Annotated in this window: 20 protein-coding genes; 5 read left to right on the forward strand and 15 right to left on the reverse strand. The window is 73.9% G+C overall.

The genetic code is table 11. The annotated features are described in order from the left end of the window. Window positions 1-156: 156 nt before the first annotated feature. From OG422_RS07620 to OG422_RS07635, 4 genes are all read right to left on the reverse strand, one after another. On the reverse strand, window positions 157-1,185 hold the full coding sequence (locus OG422_RS07620; RefSeq protein ID WP_143942657.1) for a 6-phosphofructokinase: 1,029 nt from the start codon (window positions 1,183-1,185) through the stop codon (window positions 157-159). A gap of 199 nt (window positions 1,186-1,384) precedes the next feature. Further along, a complete protein-coding gene (locus OG422_RS07625) occupies window positions 1,385-2,086 on the reverse strand; it encodes a response regulator (protein WP_405741191.1) in 702 nt (233 codons plus the stop codon). Further along, the gene (gene macS / locus OG422_RS07630; RefSeq protein ID WP_143942661.1) at window positions 2,079-3,278 is read right to left on the reverse strand and encodes a MacS family sensor histidine kinase; all 1,200 of its coding nucleotides are present in this window, start codon (window positions 3,276-3,278) and stop codon (window positions 2,079-2,081) included. Before macS ends, OG422_RS07625 begins: the two co-directional genes overlap by 8 nt. A 110-nt stretch (window positions 3,279-3,388) precedes the next feature. After that, entirely contained in the window at window positions 3,389-4,171 is a 783-nt protein-coding gene (locus OG422_RS07635; RefSeq protein ID WP_405741194.1) for a lysophospholipid acyltransferase family protein, read from the reverse strand. Between the two features lie 191 nt (window positions 4,172-4,362). Between OG422_RS07635 and OG422_RS07640 the strand changes: the two genes are divergently transcribed. After that, window positions 4,363-5,160, forward strand: a complete 798-nt coding sequence (locus tag OG422_RS07640) for an alpha/beta hydrolase (protein WP_405741197.1) — start codon at window positions 4,363-4,365, stop codon at window positions 5,158-5,160. After that, window positions 5,147-5,791 (forward strand): hypothetical protein, encoded by a 645-nt coding sequence (locus OG422_RS07645; protein WP_405741200.1) that lies wholly within the window; start codon window positions 5,147-5,149, stop codon window positions 5,789-5,791. The genes OG422_RS07640 and OG422_RS07645 overlap by 14 nt, the downstream gene beginning before the upstream one ends. A 6-nt stretch (window positions 5,792-5,797) precedes the next feature. On the opposite strand, the gene OG422_RS07650 is transcribed toward OG422_RS07645, so the two are convergent. The 6 genes from OG422_RS07650 to OG422_RS07675 all read right to left on the reverse strand — a co-directional run bounded on the left by OG422_RS07650 (window position 5,798) and on the right by OG422_RS07675 (window position 10,863). Then, window positions 5,798-6,550: an endonuclease/exonuclease/phosphatase family protein gene (locus tag OG422_RS07650; RefSeq protein WP_405741203.1), complete on the reverse strand. Its 753-nt coding sequence runs from the start codon at window positions 6,548-6,550 to the stop codon at window positions 5,798-5,800. A gap of 77 nt (window positions 6,551-6,627) precedes the next feature. Then, the gene (locus tag OG422_RS07655) at window positions 6,628-7,569 is read right to left on the reverse strand and encodes an ROK family glucokinase (protein WP_143943083.1); all 942 of its coding nucleotides are present in this window, start codon (window positions 7,567-7,569) and stop codon (window positions 6,628-6,630) included. Window positions 7,570-7,684: 115 nt separating this feature from the next. Then, window positions 7,685-8,164: a DUF5304 domain-containing protein gene (locus OG422_RS07660; RefSeq protein WP_143943084.1), complete on the reverse strand. Its 480-nt coding sequence runs from the start codon at window positions 8,162-8,164 to the stop codon at window positions 7,685-7,687. A 104-nt stretch (window positions 8,165-8,268) separates the two neighbouring features. After that, window positions 8,269-9,468 (reverse strand): ArsA family ATPase, encoded by a 1,200-nt coding sequence (locus OG422_RS07665; protein WP_405741207.1) that lies wholly within the window; start codon window positions 9,466-9,468, stop codon window positions 8,269-8,271. 2 nt (window positions 9,469-9,470) lie between these two features. Next, window positions 9,471-9,944: an SRPBCC family protein gene (locus OG422_RS07670; RefSeq protein ID WP_143943086.1), complete on the reverse strand. Its 474-nt coding sequence runs from the start codon at window positions 9,942-9,944 to the stop codon at window positions 9,471-9,473. Between the two features lie 142 nt (window positions 9,945-10,086). Continuing rightward, complete coding sequence (locus tag OG422_RS07675) at window positions 10,087-10,863, reverse strand: metallophosphoesterase (RefSeq protein WP_143943087.1); 777 nt, start codon at window positions 10,861-10,863, stop codon at window positions 10,087-10,089. Between the two features lie 294 nt (window positions 10,864-11,157). On the opposite strand from OG422_RS07675, the gene OG422_RS07680 reads away from it, so the two are divergent. After that, window positions 11,158-12,954, forward strand: a complete 1,797-nt coding sequence (locus OG422_RS07680; RefSeq protein ID WP_405741211.1) for an AMP-dependent synthetase/ligase — start codon at window positions 11,158-11,160, stop codon at window positions 12,952-12,954. Between the two features lie 108 nt (window positions 12,955-13,062). Here OG422_RS07680 and OG422_RS07685 read toward each other — a convergent pair whose 3' ends face one another. From OG422_RS07685 to OG422_RS07705, 5 genes are all read right to left on the reverse strand, one after another. Further along, window positions 13,063-14,205 carry a glycosyltransferase family 4 protein gene (locus OG422_RS07685; protein ID WP_405741214.1) on the reverse strand — a complete coding sequence of 381 codons (1,143 nt, stop codon included), beginning with the start codon at window positions 14,203-14,205 and terminating at the stop codon, window positions 13,063-13,065. Window positions 14,206-14,928: 723 nt separating this feature from the next. Continuing rightward, window positions 14,929-16,509 (reverse strand): hypothetical protein, encoded by a 1,581-nt coding sequence (locus OG422_RS07690; RefSeq protein ID WP_405741216.1) that lies wholly within the window; start codon window positions 16,507-16,509, stop codon window positions 14,929-14,931. 148 nt (window positions 16,510-16,657) lie between these two features. Beyond that, entirely contained in the window at window positions 16,658-17,674 is a 1,017-nt protein-coding gene (locus tag OG422_RS07695; protein WP_405741219.1) for an NlpC/P60 family protein, read from the reverse strand. 304 nt (window positions 17,675-17,978) lie between these two features. Beyond that, entirely contained in the window at window positions 17,979-19,349 is a 1,371-nt protein-coding gene (locus OG422_RS07700; protein ID WP_405741222.1) for an NYN domain-containing protein, read from the reverse strand. Between the two features lie 19 nt (window positions 19,350-19,368). After that, on the reverse strand, window positions 19,369-19,608 hold the full coding sequence (locus OG422_RS07705; protein ID WP_143944181.1) for a hypothetical protein: 240 nt from the start codon (window positions 19,606-19,608) through the stop codon (window positions 19,369-19,371). 307 nt (window positions 19,609-19,915) lie between these two features. On the opposite strand from OG422_RS07705, the gene OG422_RS07710 reads away from it, so the two are divergent. Further along, the gene (locus OG422_RS07710; protein WP_405741225.1) at window positions 19,916-20,596 is read left to right on the forward strand and encodes a rhomboid family intramembrane serine protease; all 681 of its coding nucleotides are present in this window, start codon (window positions 19,916-19,918) and stop codon (window positions 20,594-20,596) included. Beyond that, window positions 20,593-20,874, forward strand: a complete 282-nt coding sequence (locus OG422_RS07715) for an Lrp/AsnC family transcriptional regulator (protein WP_143944179.1) — start codon at window positions 20,593-20,595, stop codon at window positions 20,872-20,874. The genes OG422_RS07710 and OG422_RS07715 overlap by 4 nt, the downstream gene beginning before the upstream one ends. The last annotated feature ends 616 nt before the right edge of the window (window positions 20,875-21,490 follow it).

Genomic DNA, 21,490 nt, shown 5'->3' on the forward strand with positions numbered 1-21,490 from the left:
CCGTTTCGCGGCTTTTGTCCGCCGGGCCGAATATACGGGGCGAGGTACCGGGCACCGCTGCGGCGCGGGCGTTCGGGGCCCGGTGGAGCGACGCGGGACGGGGCGCACCGGGCGTCGGCGCGCGCCCCCGAAGCGCGACCGCCCGCCCCCACGCCGTCAGCCGAAGAACACCCCCGCCTCCGCGTACAGCGCCGGATCGACCGTCTTCAGCTGCGCCGTCGCCTCGGCCAGCGGCACCCGCACGATGTCCGTACCGCGCAGCGCCACCATCGAGCCGAAGTCGCGGGCGTGCACCGCATCGACGGCGTGCAGCCCGAAGCGGGTGGCCAGCCAGCGGTCGAAGGCGCTGGGCGTGCCGCCGCGCTGGGTGTGGCCGAGGACCGTGGTCCGCGCCTCCTTGCCGGTCCGCGCCTCGATCTCCTTGGCCAGCCACTCCCCCACCCCGGAGAGCCGGACGTGCCCGAACGCGTCGGTACTGCCGTCCTTCAGCACCATCTGGCCGTCCTGGGGCATCGCCCCCTCCGCGACGACGACGATCGGCGCGTAGCGGACCCGGAAGCGGGACTCGATCCAGGCGCAGACCTGCTCGACGTCGAAGCGCTGCTCCGGGATGAGGATGACGTTGGCGCCGCCGGCCAGCCCGGAGTGGAGCGCGATCCATCCGGCGTGGCGGCCCATCACCTCGACGACCAGGACCCGCATATGGGATTCGGCGGTGGTGTGCAGCCGGTCGATGGCCTCGGTGGCGACGCCGACGGCGGTGTCGAAGCCGAAGGTGTAGTCGGTGGCCGAGAGGTCGTTGTCGATGGTCTTCGGGACGCCGACGCAGGGGATGCCGTGCTCCTCCCAGAGCCGCGCGGCGACACCGAGGGTGTCCTCCCCGCCGATCGCGATCAGCGCCTCGACCTCCTCCTTGGCCAGCGTCTCCTTGATCCGGCGGACGCCGTCCTCCTCCTGGAACGGGTTGGTCCGCGACGAACCGAGGACCGTGCCACCGCGGGGCAGGATGCCGCGGACCGCGGCGATGTCCAGCGGGCGGACGTCGCCCCGCAACGGCCCGCGCCAGCCGTCGCGGAAGCCCGCGAAGGTGTGTCCGTACTCCTGGGTGCCCTTGCGGACGACGGCCCTGATCACCGCGTTCAGACCGGGGCAGTCGCCACCGCCGGTCAGCACTCCGACCCGCATCGCCTTCACCTACATCCCGTCAGAGGGCCGCGTGCGGCCCTGCGTGCACCGATGCGGCCACGCTAGACGTGATACGGGTCACTCCGGGATGGGGCACGGCCGACTCCGCTGCGCCGAGGGCGAGTTGGCGCCCGACGATCACCCGTACGGGCGGGACGGAGGCGCGGCGATGACGCGGCCCGCGGGCCGCGCCCCGCCGTCACGCGTCGTCGAGCCCGCGCTCGATGGCGTACCGGACCAGCTCGACGCGGTTGTGCAGCTGAAGCTTGCCCAGGGTGTTCTGGACGTGGTTTTGCACCGTGCGGTGCGAGATGACCAGCCGCTCGGCGATCTGCTTGTACGAGAGGCCCTTGGCGACCAGCCGCAGCACCTCGGTCTCCCGGTCGGTCAGGCTCGGGGCGCCCGGCTCGTCCGGGGTGGCGGGCGCCGGTTCCGTCGCGAGCCGCCGGTACTCGCCGAGGACCAGCCCGGCCAGCCCCGGCGTGAAGACCGGCTCCCCGGCGGCGGTGCGGCGCACCGCGTCCAGCAGCTCCTCGGTGCTCGCCGACTTCAGCAGATAGCCGGTCGCGCCGGACTTCACCGCCTCCAGCACATCGGCGTGCTCCCCGCTGGCCGACAGCACGAGGACCCGCACGCCGGGGTGCGAGCTGACGACCTCCTTGCAGACCTGCGCGCCGGGCATTCCGGGCAGGTTGAGGTCGAGGACGAGCACCTGGGGCACGACGGCGCGGGCCCGGCGGACCGCCTGCGGGCCGTCGCCCGCGGTGGCCACCACCTCGCACCCGGCGGCCGCCAGGTCCCGGGCGACGGCGTCCCGCCACATCGGGTGGTCGTCGACCACCATCACCTGTATCCCGTCGCCGGGACCGCCCACCGGCCCCGTTCCGTCCTGGTCACTCATGCGCGCGCCGTCCCCCGCGTCGGCCCTCGGGCGGTGCGCCCTTGGGTACGGTCAACTCCACTTCGGTGCCCTGCCCGGGGACCGACAGCCACTCGGCGCTGCCGCCCAGGTCCCGCAGCCGCCCGCGGATCGACAGGACGACCCCGAGACGGCCCTCCCGCTCGGCGTCGTCGAGCCGCCCCTCGGGGATGCCCGGCCCGTCGTCCCGGACCGTCACCACGACCGCCTCCGGCTCGTCCTCCAGCAGCACCCACGCGCGGGCGTCCTCCCCGGCGTGCACCCGTACGTTGTCCAGCGCGGCGCCGACCGCGGCGGCCAGCTCCCCGGCGGCGTGCGCCGGAAGCTCCACGGCGGCGCCCGGCTCGGAGAACGTCACCCCGCTCCCGGCGTACGGGGCGAGCAGCGCCCGCACATCGCACCGGCCGCCCGCCACGTCATCGGGCACCGGCGGTGCGGCGGCGGGTGCCGGTCCGCCCGCGCGGGGCGGCGGCACCAGGCCGCCGGCCACCAACGTCCGCAGCGCGACCTCCTGTTCACCGGCCATCCGGCCCAGCTCCGCCGCCTCCCCGCCGATCGCGGCGCCACGGCGCTGCACCATCGCGAGGACCTGGAGGACGCTGTCGTGGATGTCGCGGGCCAGCCGCTCCCGCTCCCGGGTCGCCGCCTCGATCTGCAGCGCGCGGGCGAGGGTGCGCTCACTGTCGCGGGCCACCTCGACGACATAGCCGATCGCCACGCTCGCCACCCAGACCAGGACGACGTTGTGGATGGTGTTCCCGGCCAGCGCCTCGCGTTCGACGAGGTTGGCGACGGCCACCGTGCTGGACCCGAGCATCGCCCACCGCCAGCCGCCCTTGATCGCGAAGGCGAGGACGGAGCCCGCGGTGCAGATCGACGGCAGCGTGGCCGCGCCGCCCATGATCCGCTCATGGGACTCGACGACCATGGTCAGCAGGATGCCGCCCACCGCGAAGCTGAGATCGCCGACCAGGAAGCGGCGGGTGCAGCGCTCCGCCGAGGTGGTGTGGCGCCAGGTCAGCGCGGTCCAGACGGCGAGCGCCGCCATGTAGCCGACCGCGCCGAGCGGATGCACGTACTTCTCGTACTGCGAGGCGACCAGGCAGCACGTGTAGATCAGCGTCAGGACGCGGTAGCCGGTGAGCGCCCGCCACAGCGGCAGCTCCACGGACATACGCAGCCCCGGCCGTGGCGCGACGGGCGCCGTGCCCGTCGCCTCCCCGCCCACTTCCGTCCTGCTGTCGGTGTCCGCCATCCCCGGCCCCCACCCCTCGCCGGGCGCGCCTACGCCCCGGCCTCGGCCTTACCCGGTCCGTCCGTGCCGTGCCCCTTGCCCTTGCCGGGGCCCTCGGCCTTCTTCGCCTCGCCCTCGGCCTTCTTCTTCTCGTCTGCGATCTGCCGCTTGGCGGCCGTCGCGTAGATGTCGACGTACTCCTGGCCGGAGAGCTTCATGATCTCGTACATCACCTCGTCGGTGACCGAGCGCAGGATGAAGCGGTCGCCCTCCATGCCCTGGTAGCGCGTGAAGTCCAGCGGCTTGCCGATGCGGATGCCGGGCCGGATCATCTTCGGCACGATCTTGCCGGGCGGCTGCACCTTCTCGGTGTCGATCATCGCGACGGGGATGACCGGTGCGCCGGTGGCCAGCGCGACGCGGGCCAGACCGCCCGGCTTGCCGCGGTAGAGGCGGCCGTCGGGCGAGCGGGTGCCCTCCGGGTAGATGCCGAACAGCTCACCGCGCTCCAGCACCTCGATGCCGCTCTTGATGGCCGCCTCGCCCGCACCGCGCGCCCCCGAGCGGTCGACGGGCAGCTGGCCCACGCCCTTGAAGAACGCGGCGGTCAGCTTCCCCTTCACACCGGGCGAGGTGAAGTACTCGGCCTTCGCGATGAAGGTGACCTTGCGGTCGAGGACCGCGGGCAGGAAGAAGGAGTCCGAGAAGGACAGGTGGTTGCTCGCGAGGATCGCCGGCCCCTCGGTGGGAACGTTCTCGATGCCTTCCACCCAGGGACGGAACGCCAGCTTGAGCGAACCGCCGAGGGAGAACTTCATTGCGCCGTAGATCAACCGACTGCCTCCTGTGTGTGACGCAAAGACCTTAACCCGGCCCGGGCCCCGGCTCGTCGCGTCCGGCCCGCCGTCCGGGGCACGGCACTCCCCGGGCCACCCCGGGATCGCGGGATCGCCCTTACCCGACCGGCGTCACTCCGCGTACGCTGCAGGTGACGAGCCATACCCCCATCGATCGGAGTTCCCCGGTGCCGCTCCTTCCCGGAGCCGAACCGTTCCGCCGTGACGGCGGAGAGGTCGGCGTCCTCGTGTGTCACGGCTTCACCGGCTCCCCCCAGTCCGTACGCCCCTGGGCCGAGTATCTCGCCGACCGCGGGGCGACCGTCGCGCTGCCGCTGCTGCCCGGCCACGGCACCCGCTGGCAGGACATGGCGGTCACGACGTGGCAGGACTGGTACGCGGAGGTCGACCGCGAGCTGCGGGCACTGTCCGAGCGGTGCGCGAAGGTCTTCGTCTGCGGGCTGTCGATGGGCGGCGCGCTGGCGCTGCGGCTCGCCGCCCGGCACGGCGACGCGATCAGCGGGGTCGTGGTGGTCAACCCCGCCAACAAGGTGCACGACGCGGTGGCCGCGCTGCTGCCCGTGCTGCGGCACCTCGTCCCGACGACGAAGGGGCTGGCGAGCGACATCGCCAAGCCCGGCGCGGAGGAGGTCGGCTACGACCGCGTACCGCTGCACGCGGCGCACTCCGTGCGGCAGTTCTTCCGGCTGGTGGACACCGAACTCCCGCAGGTCACCCAGCCGTTGCTGGTGATGACCAGCCCGCAGGACCATGTCGTCCCGCCCGTCGACTCGGAGCGGATCCTGGCCCGGGTGTCGTCCACGGACATGGACCGGACGCTGTTGGAGCGCAGCTACCACGTCGCCACGCTCGACCACGACGCCGAGCAGATCTTCCGCGACACCGCCGCCTTCATCGAGCGGCTGGCCCCGGGCGCGCTGACCGACCCGGCGGACGAGGGGACGACGGCCCGTGGCGGAGCGTAGCCCTCGCGATCCCCAGGATCCGCTGGACGAAGAGGCCGCCTGGGCCCAGATCGTCGCGGGTTACGGCGAGGAACCGGCGTGGGACGACGCCCGCCGGGAGGTACGGGCCGAGACCACGGATCCCGGCGAGACCAGGACCGACGACGAGCGGCCGGGCCCCCGTACGAAGGCGTCCGACGCGGAGACCGCCACCGGGGCGGACGGCGGGCCCGGGAAGGAGGCCACGGACGACGTGCCGAAGGCGCCCTCCGGCCCCGCGGCGCCCGGCTCCGGCTCCCCCGGCAGCTTCGTGGTGTACGCGCCGGGCGTCGGCCCACGCGACTGGAGCTCCGCCGAACCGTCCGAGGCTGATTTCGATGAATCCGACGAGGACGACGAGGGTCACTTCACCCCGCCCGAGCCGCCCCCGCTGCCGCAGGCCGACGTCACGACGAAGTTCGCCTGGATCGCGGTGCTCGGCGGCCCGCTGCTGCTGGTTCTGATGGTGCTGTTCCAGCAGCCGGTGACGTGGTGGATCACGGTCCTGGGCATCGGCGGTTTCCTCGGCGGCTTCGCGACGCTGATCGCCCGGATGAAGGGCGACGACGAGGACGACGACGGGCCGACGCCCGGCAGCGGCGCGGTGGTCTGAGGCCGCCTACGGCGCGTCCGCCGGGATCCGCAGCGCCGCGAGCACCGGCAGATGGTCGGTGGCGGCCGTCAGATCCGCGGCGTGCACACCGGGCAGCCCGTGCGGGACGCCACAGCCCAGCACCTCGATGCCGTCGGTGGTGAAGAGCGCGTCGATGCGCTGGTGCGGCTCGCGCGGGGTGGAGGTGAACTCCCCGCCCCAGGGGTGCGCCGCCCACGCGTCGGTGAGCGCACCGGACAGCCGCCGGAAACTCCGGCCGTCGGGGCGGTCGTTGAGGTCCCCGCCGGCCACCGCGTACCGCACATCCAGCGCCGCCAGCTCCGCCAGCAGCCGTCCGGCCTGCGCGTACCGCTCGTCGGCGGCGAGGCTGAGATGGCAGCTGAGGACGCCGAACCGGGCGCCGCCGACGCGGACGACGGCGGTGGCGAAGCTGCGCCGGTGCAGGCCCGGGGTGCGGGGCAGCAGGACGTCGGCGGTGCGCTCGACGTGGACGCGGAGCGCGGCGAGGATCATCGGGCCGGTGGTGGTGGCGCCGCCGGTGACATGCGTCAGACCGCTCGCCCGGGCCAGCCGTTCGGCGGCCTTGCGCCAGCGGAAGAACCGCGGCGCCTCCTGGATCAGGACGAGATCGGGCGCGCAGGCGCGGATCACCCGGGCCAGCGCCGCCTCGTCGTCACGCAGCGAGCGGACGTTGTAGCTGAGCACCCGCACGACGGCCGAACCGTCCGGCGCGGTACGGGATGCGGGAAGCGCGGACATCACGGCGGCTCCTTGTGCCGGCGACGGGGCCCGGATACGGCGGCGCCCGCCGCGTCCGGGACGCGGCGGGCGGCGGATCAGCCCTGGCGGGCGAGGTCGGCGGCGCCGACCAGCCCGGCCTTGCCGCCGAGTTGGGCGGCGAGGACCTGGGCGTGCGGCCGCCACTGGCTGCCGACCAGCCAGCGGCGGAACGACTTGCGGATCGGGTCGAGGACCAGCTCGCCCTCGTCGGAGACGCCGCCGCCGACGATGAAGGCGGACGGGTCGAAGAGCGAGGCGAGGTCGGCCAGGCCCGCACCGGCCCAGCGGGCCAACTCGCGGAAGGAGTCGACGGCGACCGGATCACCGTGGCGCGCGGCCTCGCTGACATGCCGCCCCTCGATGCCCTCGGGGGTGCCGTCGCCCAGGCCCAGCAGGACCGTGGCGTCCTTGGGGGTGGCGGAGGCGCGCTGCCGGGCGTAGCGGAGCAGGGCGCGGCCGGAGGCGTACTGCTCCCAGCAGCCCTGGCTGCCGCAGCCGCACAGCAGACCGTCCGGGACGACCCGGATGTGGCCGAACTCGGCGGCGACGCCGAAGCGGCCGCGGCGCAGCTTGTTGCCGATGATGATGCCGCCGCCCAGGCCCGTGCCGAGCGTGATGCAGATGACGTCGCTGTGGCCCGCCCCGGCGCCGAAGCGGTACTCGCCCCAGGCCGCGGCGTTGGCGTCGTTCTCGACCACGACGGGCAGGCCGACGCGCTGTTCGACCTTGTCCTTGAGCGGTTCGTGACGCCAGTCGATGTTCGGCGCGAACAGGACGGTGGCCCGCTTCTCGTCGACGTATCCGGCCGCGCCGATGCCGACGGCTTCCACGTGGTGGGCGGCGCCCACGGAGCGGACCGCGTCGGCGATGGCGTCGGTCAGCGCGTCGGCGGTCGGCGGGGTCGGCACCGTGCAGGTGTCCAGGATCGCGCCCTCTTCGTCGACCACACCGGCCGCGATCTTCGTGCCGCCGATGTCGACGCCGATGGTGAGTCCCATGTGTCCCTCAGTTGTCTCTCGAACCCCGCCGTGATCCACCGTACCGGAGCGGGAGAGGGCGAGAGTGGCGTCCAGGGTGGTCCTCGCGACGCCGAGGGCCTCGCTCCCCAGGCCGTTAGTCGAGATCGATCCGCTCGGTGCCGGCCGGGCCGTCGTCGTCGCGGGGGTCGTCGGGACGTCCGGCGGGCTTCGGGTGGTCGCCGGTCTCCCTGCGGGTCCAGCGGGCCTCGCCGTGCTCGACGGCGGAGCGGTAGGCGGCGAGCAGCTCGGAACCGGCGGCGGCGAGGTGGTCGAAGACGTCGGGGTGGCGCTCGACGACCGGCTCGACGGCGGCCTTGGCCTGGCGGAACAGGCTGCTGACGGCGGTGGACGCGGCGGCGCCGCCGAGCGCGCCGGGCAGCTGGATCCCGGCGAGCTTGTCGGTCACCGCGTCGGCGAGCTTGCGCAGTTCATCGGCGGCGCTGCCCGGCGGGACGCCCTTTTCGGCGCGGCGGCGCTCCTTCTCGGCGGCGAGGTCCTCGGCGCAGGCCGTCTCCCAGGCGTCGGCGTCGGGAGCGGCCGACGGCTCGGCCGGACGTTCGGTGGCATCACTCATGACGGGCTCCGTGGACTCCTGCGGCGGGTGGCCGCGGCGCGCCGGGGCGCCCGGCGGCCGGGACGGGACTCACCTTTGACGGTACCCGAACGGGGGTACGCGGATCAGCTTCCCTCGGGCCACAGCGCGGGGTCCGGGGTGAAGCGGATCTGCAGCACGCCCTCGCGCAGTCCGGCGCCGGTGACGGTGCAGCGGCGCAGCGCCGAGGGCAGGGTCCGTATCCGGCGGTGGCGGCCGACGGTGACGACGATCTCGTCGCCGCGGCGCACCAGCCCCAGACCCTCGCGGGCGGCGCCGGGCAGCGGCACCCGCCACACCAGCAGCCCGTCGTCGGCGAGCCGGTCCTCGACGGTCCAGGGGTCGGCGGCGCGCGGTGCGGCGTCCGGGGCGGCGCCGATGCGGGCGGCATCCGCGTCGAGGAGGGCGGCGAGCGCGTCGAGGCCCTGCGGATCGCGGCCGAGGTGGGCGACCTGATGGACCGGGACGCCCGCCGCCTCCTCGCGGAGCGTCTTCAGCGCGTCCTGCTGGGCGGCGGAGAGCGCGGCGAGGAACGGGTCGGCGGAGCCGGTCGGCAGCAGCCGGTTGACGAGGACCGCGTCGGTGCGGCGGCCGTGCAGCGCGAGCCCGGCGCGGGCGGCACGCAGCGTCCCGGCGGCGACGGGTCCGGCGTCGGTGACGAGCCGGACGGTGGTGCCCGGTGCGTCGATCACGGCCTGGACGGCGGCGAGTTCGCGCTCCCAGCCCTCGGCGGCCTCGTACAGCTTCTGGGCGGGCATCGGGACGCCGGCGAGCTGGGCGAGGACCGGGCGCAGGGCGCGGGCCGCCTGGCGTTCGGCGGGCAGCAGCCGTCGCAGATAGCGGCGGACCTGGGCGGGGAGCGCCAGCAGATGGATCGTTTCGTCGGCGGGCGGCGCGTCGACGACGACGGTGTCCCATGCCTCCGAGGCGTGTGCGGCGCGCAGTGCGTGCAGCAGCGCGAAGGATTCGGCGCCGGGGAGTTCGGTGAGTTCGTCGGCGTCGAGCGGGGTGGCGCCGAGCAGGTCGAGGGCGACGCCCGCGCGGTCCTGGAAGGCGAGGAATTCGGTGCGGAAGCGGTCGCCGGGGTCGATGCGGCGGGCGTGCAGTCCGGGGGCGATCTCGGTGGCCGTGGTGGACAGCGGGGTGCCGAGAACGGTCTGCGGGGCGCTGGTCTGGCCGGTGAGCAGCAGCACCCGCGCGCCCTGCCGGGCCGCGGCCAGCGCGGTGGCCGCGGCGAGGGTGGTGCGGCCGGTGCCGCCCGCGCCCGTGACGAGGACGGTCCGCACGGTCAGCGGGTCTCCGCCGCGTCGGCGGGGCCCTGCGGGCCGGACTCCACGCGCTTCTTCAGGCCCGCGAGCGCACGGTCGATGATGACCTTCTCGGCCTTGCGCTTGATCATGCCGAGCATCGGGATCTTGACGTCGACGGTGAGCTGGTAGGTGACCTCGGTGGCCGCGCCGCCGCCGACCGGGACGAGGCGGTAGGAGCCGTCGAGGGCGCGCAGCATCTGGGACTTGACCAGCGACCAGCTGACCTCGTCGTCACCGGTCCAGGTGTAGGCGAGGGTGTGATCGTCCTTGATGGCACCGGCGTCGAGCAGCAGCCGGACCTGCGCGGCGCGGCCGTGGTCGTCCTTGGCCAGCACCTCGGCCTCCTTGACCTCACCGGTCCACTGCGGGTAACGGTCGAAGTCGGCGATCACTCCCATCACCTCGGCGGGCGGCGCCGCGATCGTGATGCTAGAGCTGGTGTGTTCGGCCATCGCCGTGACTCCTCCATGCCGATTGCGCCGGTACCGCCCGGCCTCCGGCTCGCGTCGAACCCGGTGTCTCTGCTGCTGAAGGCTACCGCGCGGTGCGGCGCCGCCGGACACCAGCGGGCCGGGTCGGCGCGGGCCCGCTGCCTCACCACTCCAGGACGTACGGCCTGCCGGTCGCGCGGAAATGGCCGACGTTGACGCACTCGGTGGCGCCGATGCGCATCCGGCGGGCGAGCGGCTGGTGGACGTGGCCGAAGAGGGAGTAGCGCGGGCGGGTGCGGCGGATGGCGTCGAGCAGGGCGGCGCTGCCGCGCTCGAAGCGGCGGGCGACGGTGTCGTAGCAGAGCTCGGGGACGTCCGGCGGGATGTGGGTGCAGAGCACGTCGACCTCGCCGACCGCCTCGATCTTGGCGGCGTACTCCTCGTAGCCGATCTCGTACGGGGTGCGCATCGGGGACGGCAGGCCGCCGCCGACGAAGCCGAAGACGCGGCCGCCCATCTCGACCCGCTGGCCGTCGAGGACGGTGGTGCCCTCGCGGGCGTACTCCGGCCAGAGCCGGGGGATGTCGACGTTGCCGAAGGTGGCGTAGGTGGGGGTGGGCAGGGCGGCGAAGAGTTCGGCGTACTGGCCGCGGACGGCGGCCTCGATGACGGATTCGCGCGGCTCCCCGGCGGCGTCCAGCTCGCCCCACAGGCGGCGGCCGAGGGCGCGTGCCTCGTCGAAGCGGCGGGCGGTGCGCAGCTCGATGAGGCGGCGGGCGTTGTCGGCGCCGAAGAGTGCGGGGAAGATGCCGCGCGCGTGGTCGGCGTAGTCGAGGAAGAGCACGAGGTCGCCGAGGCAGACGAGGGCGTCGGCGCCCTCCCCGGCGCGGGCGAGGTCCCGGCTGTTGCCGTGTACGTCACTGACCACGTGCAGTCGCATGCCCCGAAGCCTAGGACGCGGGGGCCACCGACCGGGAGGGCGCCGTCCTTCCGGTTACTTTCCGGTCACCGAAACGCTGGTCTACTCTGCGTTGACGGCCTGCCCCTCGCAGGTGAGGCCGTACGTTCCACGGCGCCCCCTTGACATGTGACGCATCGAACATCTGGCCGTGACCCCTACCCCAAAGCAATACCGGTGGGTAACGTCCGGGCAGTCCAGTCCCCCTGCCAGTCATGGACCGAACCGGTGCAGCACACAGCGTCGTGGCACCGGCGCCAATGAGGAGCAGCAGTCTTGCGCGAGTTCAGCCTTCCGGCTCTGTACGAGGTCCCTTCGGACGGCAATCTGACGGATCTCATCCGCCGCAACGCCGCGCAGCACCCGGATGTCGCGGTCGTGGGACGGAAGGTCGACGGCGCGTGGCAGGACGTCACGGCCACCGCGTTCCTGGCCGAGGTCCGCGCCGTCGCCAAGGGCCTGATGGCCTCCGGTATCCAGCCCGGCGACCGCATCGGCCTGATGTCGCGCACCCGCTACGAGTGGACGCTGCTGGACTTCGCCATCTGGAGCGCCGGGGCTATCACCGTGCCGGTGTACGAGACCAGCTCCGCCGAGCAGATCCAGTGGATCCTCGGCGACTCCGGCGCGGTGGCCTGCCTGGTGGAGACGCCCGCGCACGAGACGGCCGTCGCCTCCGTACGCGACCGGCTGCCCGCGCTGGCCCACATCTGGCAGATCGAACGGGACGCCGTCGCCCGGCTGTCGGCCGCGGGCGCCGCCCTGACCGACGAGGAGGTGGACGAGCGCAGCGCCCTCGCGGACGCCGACTCGCCCGCCACGATCGTCTACACCTCCGGCACCACCGGCCGCCCCAAGGGCTGTGTGCTCACCCACCGCAGCTTCTTCGCCGAGGTCGGCAACGTCGTCGAGCGGCTGCGGCCGCTCTTCCGCACCGGTGAGTCGTCGGTGCTGCTCTTCCTGCCGGTCGCGCACGTCCTGGGCCGTCTCGTGCAGATCGCCTGTGTGATGGCGCCGATCAAGCTGGGGCACGCGCCGGACATCAAGCACCTCACCGACGATCTCGCCTCGTTCCGGCCGACGCTGATCCTGGGCGTGCCCCGGGTCTTCGAGAAGGTCTACAACGGGGCGCGCGCCACCGCGCAGGCCGACGGCAAGGGCAAGATCTTCGACCGGGCGGCGGACACCGCCATCGCCTACAGCCAGGCGCTGGACACCGCGGCGGGCCCGAAGTTCGGCCTTCGGCTGCGCCACAAGCTCTTCGACAAGCTGGTCTACGGCAAGCTCCGCGCCGTCCTCGGCGGCCGCGCCACGCACGCCATCTCCGGCGGCGCCCCGCTCGGCGAGCGGCTGGGCCACTTCTACCGCGGCATCGGCTTCACCGCCCTGGAGGGGTACGGCCTGACGGAGTCCTGTGCGGCGACCGCGTTCAACCCCTGGGACCGGCAGAAGATCGGCACCGTCGGCCAGCCGCTGCCCGGCTCGGTGGTGCGGATCGCCGACGACGGCGAGGTGCTGCTCCACGGCGAGCACCTGTTCACGGAGTACTGGAACAACGAGACGGCCACCGCGGAGGCGCTCTCCGACGGCTGGTTTCACACCGGCGACCTCGGCACCCTCGACGAGGACGGGTACCTCACCATCACCGGGCGGAAGAAGGAGATCCTGGTGACGGCGGGCGGCAAGAACGTCGCGCCCGCCGTGATCGAGGACCGGATCCGGGCGCACGCGCTGATCGCGGAGTGCATGGTCGTCGGCGACGGCCGTCCGTTCATCGGCGCGCTGCTCACCCTCGACGAGGAGTTCCTGCCGCGCTGGGCCGCCGAGCACGGCCGTCCCGCGGACTCCACCGCGGTGTCGCTGGCCGAGGACCCGGAGCTGCTGGCGGCCGTGCAGCGCGCCGTCGACGACGGCAACGCCGCGGTCTCGAAGGCCGAGTCGGTCCGGAAGTTCCGCATCCTGCCGACCCAGCTGACCGAGGACTCCGGGCATGTCACGCCGTCGCTGAAGCTCAAGCGGAACGTGGTGGCGAAGGACTTCGCCGAGGAGATCGAGGCCCTCTACCGCGGCTGACGCGGGAGTCGGCGCGAAGGGCGTACGGGGCGCGGCCCATCGGGCGCGCCCCGTCGGCGTGTCCGGGGGCAGCCGCGTCCCGCCGGGGGATGCGGCCGGCCCCCGGGCTCAGAGCAGTTCCTTCAGCCGTTCGGCGAGCAGGTCCCAGCGCCACTTCTCCTCGACCCAGGCGCGGCCCCGCTCACCCATCCGGCGGCGCAGCTCCGGATCGTCCAGCAGCGCGACGACGCGTTCGGCGGTGGCCTGCGGGGAGCCGCCGGGCACCACCCAGCCGGTCTCGCCGTCCAGCACCGCGTCCGGCGCGCCGCCGGAGTCACCGGCCACGACGGGCAGTCCGGTGGCGGACGCCTCCAGGTAGACGATGCCCAGGCCCTCGACGTCGAGGCCGCCGCGGCGGGTGCGGCACGGCATCGCGAAGACATCGCCCGCGCCGTGGTGGGCGGGCAGCTCCTCCCACGGCACCGCGCCGGTGAACCGCACCGACTCCGCCACGCCGGTGCGCTCCGCCAGCGCCCGCAGCTCCTTCTCGTACGGGCCGCCGCCGACGATCAGCAGGACGGCGTCCGGCACCGCGGCGGTGATCGCGGGCATCGCCTCGATGAGGGTGTCCTGTCCCTTGCGCGGCACCAGCCGGGAGACGCAGACGACGACGGGCCGGTCGGTGAGGCCGAGGCGGGCGCGGATCTCGTCGCCGCCGGAGCCGGGGTGGAAGGTCTTCTCGTCGACGCCGGGCGGGAGTGGGACCATCCGGGCGGCGGCCTCGGGGGTGAGCGCCGCGGCGATCCGGCGGCGGGTGTACTCGCCGAGGTAGGTGAGGGTGTCGGTGCCCTCACCGATACGGCGCAGCAGCTGCCGGGCGGCGGGCAGCTGCGCCCAGCCGGCCTCGTGGCCGTGGGTGGTGGCGACGATCCGGCGCGCCCCGGCGGCGCGCAGCGCGGGCGCCATCAGCCCGAGCGGCGCCGCGGCCCCGAACCACACCGACGTACAGCCGTGCTCGCGCAGCAGCGCGGTGGCGCGGCGGGTGACGACCGGGGTGGGCAGCAGCATCGTCGTACGGTCGCGGACGACCGGAAACTCCTGCTCGGCGTCGAAGGCGGCGGTGGCCTCGCGGCCCTCGGCGCCGCGCTTCCAGGTGGAGGCGTACACGACGACCTGGGTGGGGTCCAGGCGCTGCGCCATGTTGTGCAGGAACGCCTGGATGCCACCGGGGCGCGGCGGGAAGTCGTTGGTGACGATGAGGGTCTTGTGCACGCTGCTCTCTCGGCGTCGGCTCGGCTCGGCGGGCGCGACCCGGTGGCCTCGCCTCCCGCCGACAGTACCGGGTCGGTCCCGGGGCGGGACCGGGGCGGGACCGGGGCGGCTTCGGCCCGGGACGCGCCGGGGGCGGGAGGCCGGGCGCGGGCGCTGTGGACGGGCGCGGCCCTCGGCTGGGTGCTGCTCTGGCGGCTGCGGAGCGGGGTCCGGTCCGCGCCCCGGCCCGCGGTGTGGTGCGATGCGGCGTTCACCGGGGTGCTGCTGACCACCGTCACCAGCCGGGTCATCAGCCCGCAGTATCTGCTGTGGCCGGTGGGGCTCGGCGCGGTCTGTCTGACCGTACGGGCGAGCCGCCGGACCCCGCCGGTGGCGCTGGTACCGGCCGCGACGGGCCTGACGTGCGGGGCGTTCCCGGTCTGGTTCGACCATGTCGTGGCGAGCGACGCACGGGGCCTCGCGGTCCTGCTGCTCCGCGACGCCCTGCTGGTCCGGGCCGCGCTCCTCGCCGCCCGCAGGCTGTGGCGGATGATGGTACGGAGCGGGGCGGACGAGGCGGACGCGCCGGGCGGTGCGGACGGGGAGGCCCCGGCGACCGGGCCCGGCGCCCCGCCCGTACCGGAAACGGGCCCGGCACCGGGCGCCGGTCCGGACGACGACGGCGACCCGCCCGCCGTACCGCAGCCCTCCAGGCGCGCCCCGTACCGCCCCCGGGCTCCTCCGTCAGGTCAGCGCGCCCTTGAGGTAGGCCCGCCACTTCTTCGTGAACTCCCCTATCCCCAGGCCGAGTTGGGAGCGGAGCGCGGCATCGAGGTGAGCGTCACGGACGGCCGGACGGCGGTCACCCGCCGCCCCGGGCGCGGGCGCTGCCGGATGCCCGGCGACGGCCCGCTTCCCGGTCCCGCCCACGGCGTCGTCCCGCGTGCCGCCGTCCCCGCCCGCAGCCGCCGCGGACGACGCTCCGGCGGAGGGCCCGGCCCCGGACGGCGCCCCGGTGGGTACGTCGGACGGCCCGTCGGACGGCCCGTCGGACGGCCCGTCGGACGCCGCGTCATCGGCTGACGGGCCGGACGACGCCACCCCGGCCCCCGACGACGGCGAAGCCGACCGCGCCCCCGGCCCCGCATGCCCCTCCCCCGCCGTCACGCCGCCCGCCGCCCGGTAGAACGCGCGCAGCTTCGCCTCGCCCCAGGTGTCCGCGATCATCCGGCAGGCCAGCCAGCCGGACTCGTACGCCTTGGCCAGCCGGTCGGCGCCGCCGGTGAAGCCGAAGTCCCCGTCGGCGGGCAGCTGGCGCGGCGCATGCCCGGTGGCGACCGCCCGCGACAGCTCCGGCGCCGCCGCGGCTGCCGCGTGCCGCCGCCCCCGGTACGCCACCCAGTCGGCGAACCCCTCCGAGAGCCACAGCGGCGTGTCCCCGGTGGTGGCCGTGCGGGTGGCGACATGGGTGATCTCGTGGGACAGCACCACCGCGCGGCCCGCGTCGTTGAGGTCCGCGTACGCCTCCGGGTTGACGATCACCCGGTCGGCCGGGGCCTTCGCCTGCGCGCCCGCCTCACCGGTCGTCACCGCCGCGATGCCCGCGTACGCGGACGCATCGCCGCTGCCCAGCAGTTGGGCCATCCCGGCGACCGAGCCCGGCGCCTCGATCACCACCTGCCCGCTCCAGCGGCCCTTCCAGGCGGCGGTGACGGCGGGCACCGCCGCGTCCGCCCGCCGCGCCAGATCCTTCAACCGCCCGCGGTCCCCGGCAGCGCCCAGCACCAGCGCATGCCGCCCCCGCACCGCCGCCACCGGCCCCTGGTCCCACAGCTGGCGGGTGCCGGTATGGCCGGATCCGGCGGCGTCGCTGTCCGACACGATCCGCCAGCGGCCGTCCGTACGGGTCAGCGTCAGATACTCCACGGAGGTCACCGGCTCGGCGTCGAAGCCCTTGAGCCGGTAGCGCAGTTCGACCTTGGCGGCCATCGCATCCCCGCCGCCGGACGCCAGCGGGAAGGCGTCGGTCGCGACGAGGTCGTAGCGCCAGCCGGTCAGCGGCAGCCCCTTGAGCGTGCGGAAGGCACGGCGCTGCCGGTCGCGGTAGCCGGGCCGCACCGGATCGACGGAGGCGAGGAACGCGGCCTCGTCGTGCTGCCGTACCGCCCGTGCGCGGGCGTCCAGCATCCGCTGCACCTCGGGGAAACGGGCCCGCGGCGGCGGCTCCTTCGCGCAGCCGGTCGCCCCGGCGAGCAGCGCGGTCAGCAGCACGGCGCTCCCCGCGGCCGTGGCCCGGGACGGTCGCCGTACACCCTGACCTGCCATGCGGCCGATCGTAAGCCGGGGCGTGCGGCGACGAAACCGCTGGGGGCCGGCCGGGCGGCGGCAACGGCACCGCCCCGTCGGCGATCCAGGAGATCACCGACGGGGCGGAAGGTGCGCGGCACTGCCGCCGGGCGGGTGGCCCGGAACGTCAGACGCGGACGCCGTACTGGAACGGCATGTTGTTGATCGACTCGTAACGGACCGCGGCGCCGGGCTTCGGCGCGTGCAGCACGGTGTTGTTGCCCGCGTAGAGACCGATGTGGTGCAGGTCGCCGTAGAAGAGCACCAGGTCGCCCGGCTTCAGCTCGTTCATGCCGATGCGGGTACCGGCGCTGGCCTGCGCCTGCGAGGTACGCGGCAGCGACTGGCCGGCCTGCTGGTACGCCCAGGAGGTCAGGCCCGAGCAGTCGAAGGAGGACGGGCCGGTGGCACCCCAGACGTAGGGCGAACCGATCTTCGACTGGGCGGCGGCGAGGGCGGCGGCGCCGCGCTGCGAGGCGGGGACGTCGTGGCCGAGGTCGACGCGGTCGTTGGAGCGGTTGGCGCGGTTCTCCTTGGCCTGGAGGGCGGCCTTCTCCTTGGCGGTGAGGGTGTTGAGCAGCTCCTGCGCCTTGGCGAGCTTGCCCTGGATCTCGTCCTTCTTCTCACCGAGCGCCCTACGGGTCTCGGAGAGGTCCTGGATCTTGCTGGCGGCCTCCGCGCGCTCCTGCGCGAGGCGGCGCTGCTTGTCCGCGATGACCTTGAGCTGATCGGCCTGCTTGCCGCTCAACTGGTCGAGGGTGGCGGCCTTTTCCAGATAGGTGTCCGGGTCCCCCGAGAGGAACAGCTGGACGGAGGGGTCGATGCTGCCGCTGCGGTACTGGCCGGAGGCGACGGCGCCCAGGCCCTTACGCAGGTCGTTCAGCTCGCCCTGGCCGCGGGCCACCTTGTCCTGGAGGTCGGTGACCTCCTTCTGGAGCTTTTGCTGATCTTCCTTGGCACCGTTGTACTTCTCGGTGGCCTGCTCCGTCTGCTCGTAGAGCTTGTCGACCTCGGACTTGACGTCCTTCTTCGACGGGGCGGCCTGCGCGGCCTGAGAGGAGAGGGCGACGGCCGCCGCGGCGGTCGCGGTGAGCACGGTCACACGAGTACGGCTCGGCTGCTTGGGTCGACGGTGGGACGCCACGGGGGCGAGCTCCTTCTTCCTTCAGCCGCCTACCGGGAAGTGGGGGGGTGGTGACCCCGGCTCCGCGCGTACGCCGCGGACTCGGCGGTTCCTTCACTGTTCATCCCGGTTGGATGATCAACTGCATGAAGGTTCGAGGCCCGACCTTAGTAACCGAGTTGTGATCGCTTCAAATCCTCCCGGGTAAAAAACACCCCGCCGAGGCCAGGTTTTACCAACATCACACGGGCTGTAGTGGGCACTTGACGGTCAGAGAGCAGAGAACGGACAAATCGTCGAGCCGTCGCTCCCGGGCACGTCGTCGTCAGACCCGCGCAAGTCGCTTGAGCAACAGAGCCGATGCCACCGGACGCGCCCCGGCCTTCGCCACGCCGTCCGCCACCTCGCGGTCGGTGGAGACCACCACCACCGGCCGCCCCGGCGGCTCCGCGCGCACCAGCTGCCGGATCAACTCGTCCGCCGTCACGCCCGGTTTGCTGAACAGCACCCGCACCCCGCGCGGCGGCGCGAGCAGCACCGGCGCCGCCAGCTCCGCGCCGTCGAAGACACACGTCATCTCCGCACCGGTCTGGGCGGCGAGCACCGCGAGGCCACCCAGCAGCCGCAGCCGCTGCTTGTCCAGCGGCATCGTCGGATAGCCGGTCTTGGTGACGTTGTAGCCGTCCACCACCAGATGGGCCTGCGGCAGCGCCAGCAACTGGTCGAGCAGGGCCGGATCGGTCTCCGACAGCGCGCGGTTGGCGACGTCCTTCGGCGTCATCCGGCCGGGCTCCACCGCCTCGACGGTGTCGGCGGGCCGCACCCCGGCGGGCGGCAGCGCCAACTCCCGGCGCAGTCCCTGGGCCGCGTCCAGCACGGTGTCCAGCAGCAGCCGCACCCGCATGTCCTCGACGCTGCGGCCCTCCCGGGCGGCGCGGCGGCTGGTCTCCAGCGCCGCCTCGCTCTCCCCGATCCGCGCCTTGAGGCGGCGCAGTTCACTGTCGGCCGCCGCCTTCTCGGACGCCGCCCGGGACCGCTCCGACTCCAGCGCCGCCTCCGCCTTACGGACCGTCGCGGCGCCCCGCTTGACGTCGCTGAGCGCGCTGCGCAGCTTCCGCTGGAGCGCGTCGTTCTCCTTGCGGGCGGCGTCCAGCTCGGCGCGGACCCGGTCGGCGTCGGCGCGGGCGTCCGCACGGGCCCGCGCCAGCTCCTCGCGCAGCCGGGTCAGTTCGCGCTCGGTCTCCTCGCCCGCCCGCTCGGCGCGGACCCGCTGCGCCTCCTCGCCCGCCGCGGCGACCAGCTTCGACCAGCCGTCGGGGCGCAGTACGTACGCCGCCGCCGCGATGTCCAGCGGATCGGCGGCGGCGGGCGGGGTGCCCCGCTCCAGCGCGTCGGCGACCTCCGGCTGCGCCTCGCGGACCTTCCCGGCGATGCGCTGCCGGAAGACGGCGTCGCTCTCCAGCGCGGCGGCCATGGCGTTCCCCGCGAACTTGGCGCGCCGGGAGGGCGTGAAACGGGCGTACTGCCGCAGCGGCAGCGGGAGTTCGGCGACCGTCAGGGCACCGAACGCGTCCGCGGTGAGCGCCACGACACGGCGCCGGACGCCCTCGGGCAGCGGGCGGTCGAGGGCCTCCTCGCCCTCACCGCCGGACGCCGCCCCGCTCGCCCCCGGCCCCCCTGCTGGACGCTCCACCACGGTCTTCTCGCCCCGATCCTCAGGCGTCCGCGCCCGGACGGTCGACCAGCTCGATCTGGTCGACCGCGTTGCACCAGCGGCAGCGCACGGAATCGACGGAATCGCTGAGCACCTCACGCTCCTCGACCTTCGGTTCCCCGGCCAGATCGAGGTGCAGATACTCCACCACCTTGGACGTGCGGGTCACGTCGAAGCGGGTGAGGTTGCCGCACAGGGTGCAGCGCCACCGGGTCCGGTCCGTCGGCAGGGGAACAGCCATCGTGATCGTCCTTCTTCCTACTCGTGCGGTGCGGGTGCTGCGGCCTCACGCGGTGCGCCGTCGGACTGCGGGAAGTACGCAAAGTACCGACCGTAACCCTACGGCCTGACGGCATGGCCGCGCGGGCACCGCCCAGGAGGCGGAACGCGGCGAGGCAGTCCGCCCCGATTGCCCGCATTACGGCATGATCCCCTTCATGACGGCGCCGCCCCTGCCTCCCCCACCGCCCCATTCCCCCCGGCCCCGGCGGCCGCACACCCCACCGGACGCCCGCCATCCGGACCGCCCCGCCCGCAGCACGTACTCCGTGACCAACCTCCTCATCGCCCTGTGCTGCGCCCTCTTCGTCCTCAGCCCCGCCTCCGGCCTCAACCCCCTGTACGGCACCGGCGACGCCCTCGTCCAGGCGCAGACCGCGTACTTCGAACGCTGGGGTGTCATCCCCCGCGACCTGTGGGCCGGTCACCCGGCAGCCTGGCTCGCCCCGCTCACCGCGCTCTTCGTCCACGGCAGCTGGCTGCACCTGCTCGGCAACGCCCTCTTCCTCCACGTCTTCGGCGGCATGACCGAAGCCCGCATGGGCCGCACGGCGTACACCGTCTTCTACGTCGTCACCGGCTACCTGGCGCTCCTCGGCTACGCCACCGCGCACGCCGCCTCCGGCCAGACGCTGGTCGGCGCCTCCGGCTCCATCTCCGGCGTCCTGGGCGCGTTCCTCTACCTCTTCCCCCGCGCCCGCGTCACCAGCCTCCTCCCCTTCCTCTTCTTCCTGCCGCTGCGGTTCCCCGCCTGGGCGGTGCTGCTCTTCTGGTTCGCCCTCCAGTGGCTGGCCGCCCAGCGCGACCCCGCCGGCCCCGGAGTCGCCTACCTCGCCCACGTGATCGGCTTCGCCCTCGGCTTCCTCTACGCATGGGCCCGCCACCGGCCCGCTACTGTGGAGGTCACCAGGGCGAACGCACCGGCGACCGAGGGAGAGAGCCAGCCGTGATCACGTCGATCGTGCTCATCAAGACCAGCGTGGACCAAATCCCGGAGATCGCCGAACAGATCGCCGCGCTCGAAGGCGTCAGCGAGGTCTACTCCGTCACCGGCGCGCACGACCTCATCGCGATGGTGCGCGTCGCCGCCCATGACGATCTGGCCGATGTCATCCCCGGCCGCATCAGCAAGGTCCCCGGCGTCGCCTCCACCGAGACGCATATTGCGTTCCGCACGTATTCGCAGCATGACCTGGAGGCGGCGTTCGCCATCGGGCTCGATACCTGAACGCTGCGCTGGGCTGTTATCTGTGACGGTTCGCCTGCGGCGGGCGGTTCGCCTGCGGCGGGCCGCGTGGTCGTTCGGCCTTCCCGCCGTCGTGGTGACGCGCCGTTCGCCTGCGGCGGGCCGTTCGCCTGCGGCCTTCCCGCCGTCGTGGTGACGCGCCGTTGCGCCTGCGGCGGGCGTGGGTTGTCGGGAGCGGGGGCCCTCCTGCGGACTTCGTCCTCCGGAGGGCCCCCTCCCGTGGGTGGATGGTGAGGGGCCGGTGGGGGTGCGCCACCATCCTCGTCCGCCCCGACAAGTGGGGTCGATGGGAGCGCCGCCGTCCTCGTCTTCCCCCTCGAACACGGTCCGCTGTGGCCCCCCACTCAGGTGCGCCTCACTTCACAACCCCAACCCCCACCATCTTTTCCCACCCACCCACGGAAGGGGCCGGACCGCAGGACGAAGTCCGGAGGTCCGGCACCGCAGCCGAACAGCCTCGCGCAGCGACAACGCCCGCCGCAGGCTCAACGAACGGACAGCAGGCCACGGACCGCACCCCGCAACACAAGGCACCGCGCAAGCGGTCACGCCTCGCGCAGCGACAACGCCCGCCGCAGGCGCAACGAACGAACAGCAG

It is taken from the genome of Streptomyces sp. NBC_01525, from assembly GCF_045040405.1.
In the GTDB taxonomy this organism is placed as follows: Bacteria; Actinomycetota; Actinomycetes; order Streptomycetales; family Streptomycetaceae; genus Streptomyces; species Streptomyces benahoarensis.

Bases quoted from the DNA above. Each gene is read 5' to 3' on its own strand.
- OG422_RS07705 (WP_143944181.1), bottom strand. From the start codon at position 19,608: ATGGCTGTTCCCCTGCCGACGGACCGGACCCGGTGGCGCTGCACCCTG.
- OG422_RS07650 (WP_405741203.1), bottom strand. From the start codon at position 6,550: ATGTCCGCGCTTCCCGCATCCCGTACCGCGCCGGACGGTTCGGCCGTC.
- OG422_RS07620 (WP_143942657.1), bottom strand. From the start codon at position 1,185: ATGCGGGTCGGAGTGCTGACCGGCGGTGGCGACTGCCCCGGTCTGAAC.
- macS (WP_143942661.1), bottom strand. From the start codon at position 3,278: ATGTCCGTGGAGCTGCCGCTGTGGCGGGCGCTCACCGGCTACCGCGTC.
- OG422_RS07690 (WP_405741216.1), bottom strand. From the start codon at position 16,509: ATGGCAGGTCAGGGTGTACGGCGACCGTCCCGGGCCACGGCCGCGGGG.
- OG422_RS07660 (WP_143943084.1), bottom strand. From the start codon at position 8,164: ATGAGTGATGCCACCGAACGTCCGGCCGAGCCGTCGGCCGCTCCCGAC.
- OG422_RS07655 (WP_143943083.1), bottom strand. From the start codon at position 7,569: ATGGGACTCACCATCGGCGTCGACATCGGCGGCACGAAGATCGCGGCC.
- OG422_RS07670 (WP_143943086.1), bottom strand. From the start codon at position 9,944: ATGGCCGAACACACCAGCTCTAGCATCACGATCGCGGCGCCGCCCGCC.
- OG422_RS07675 (WP_143943087.1), bottom strand. From the start codon at position 10,863: ATGCGACTGCACGTGGTCAGTGACGTACACGGCAACAGCCGGGACCTC.
- OG422_RS07625 (WP_405741191.1), bottom strand. From the start codon at position 2,086: ATGAGTGACCAGGACGGAACGGGGCCGGTGGGCGGTCCCGGCGACGGG.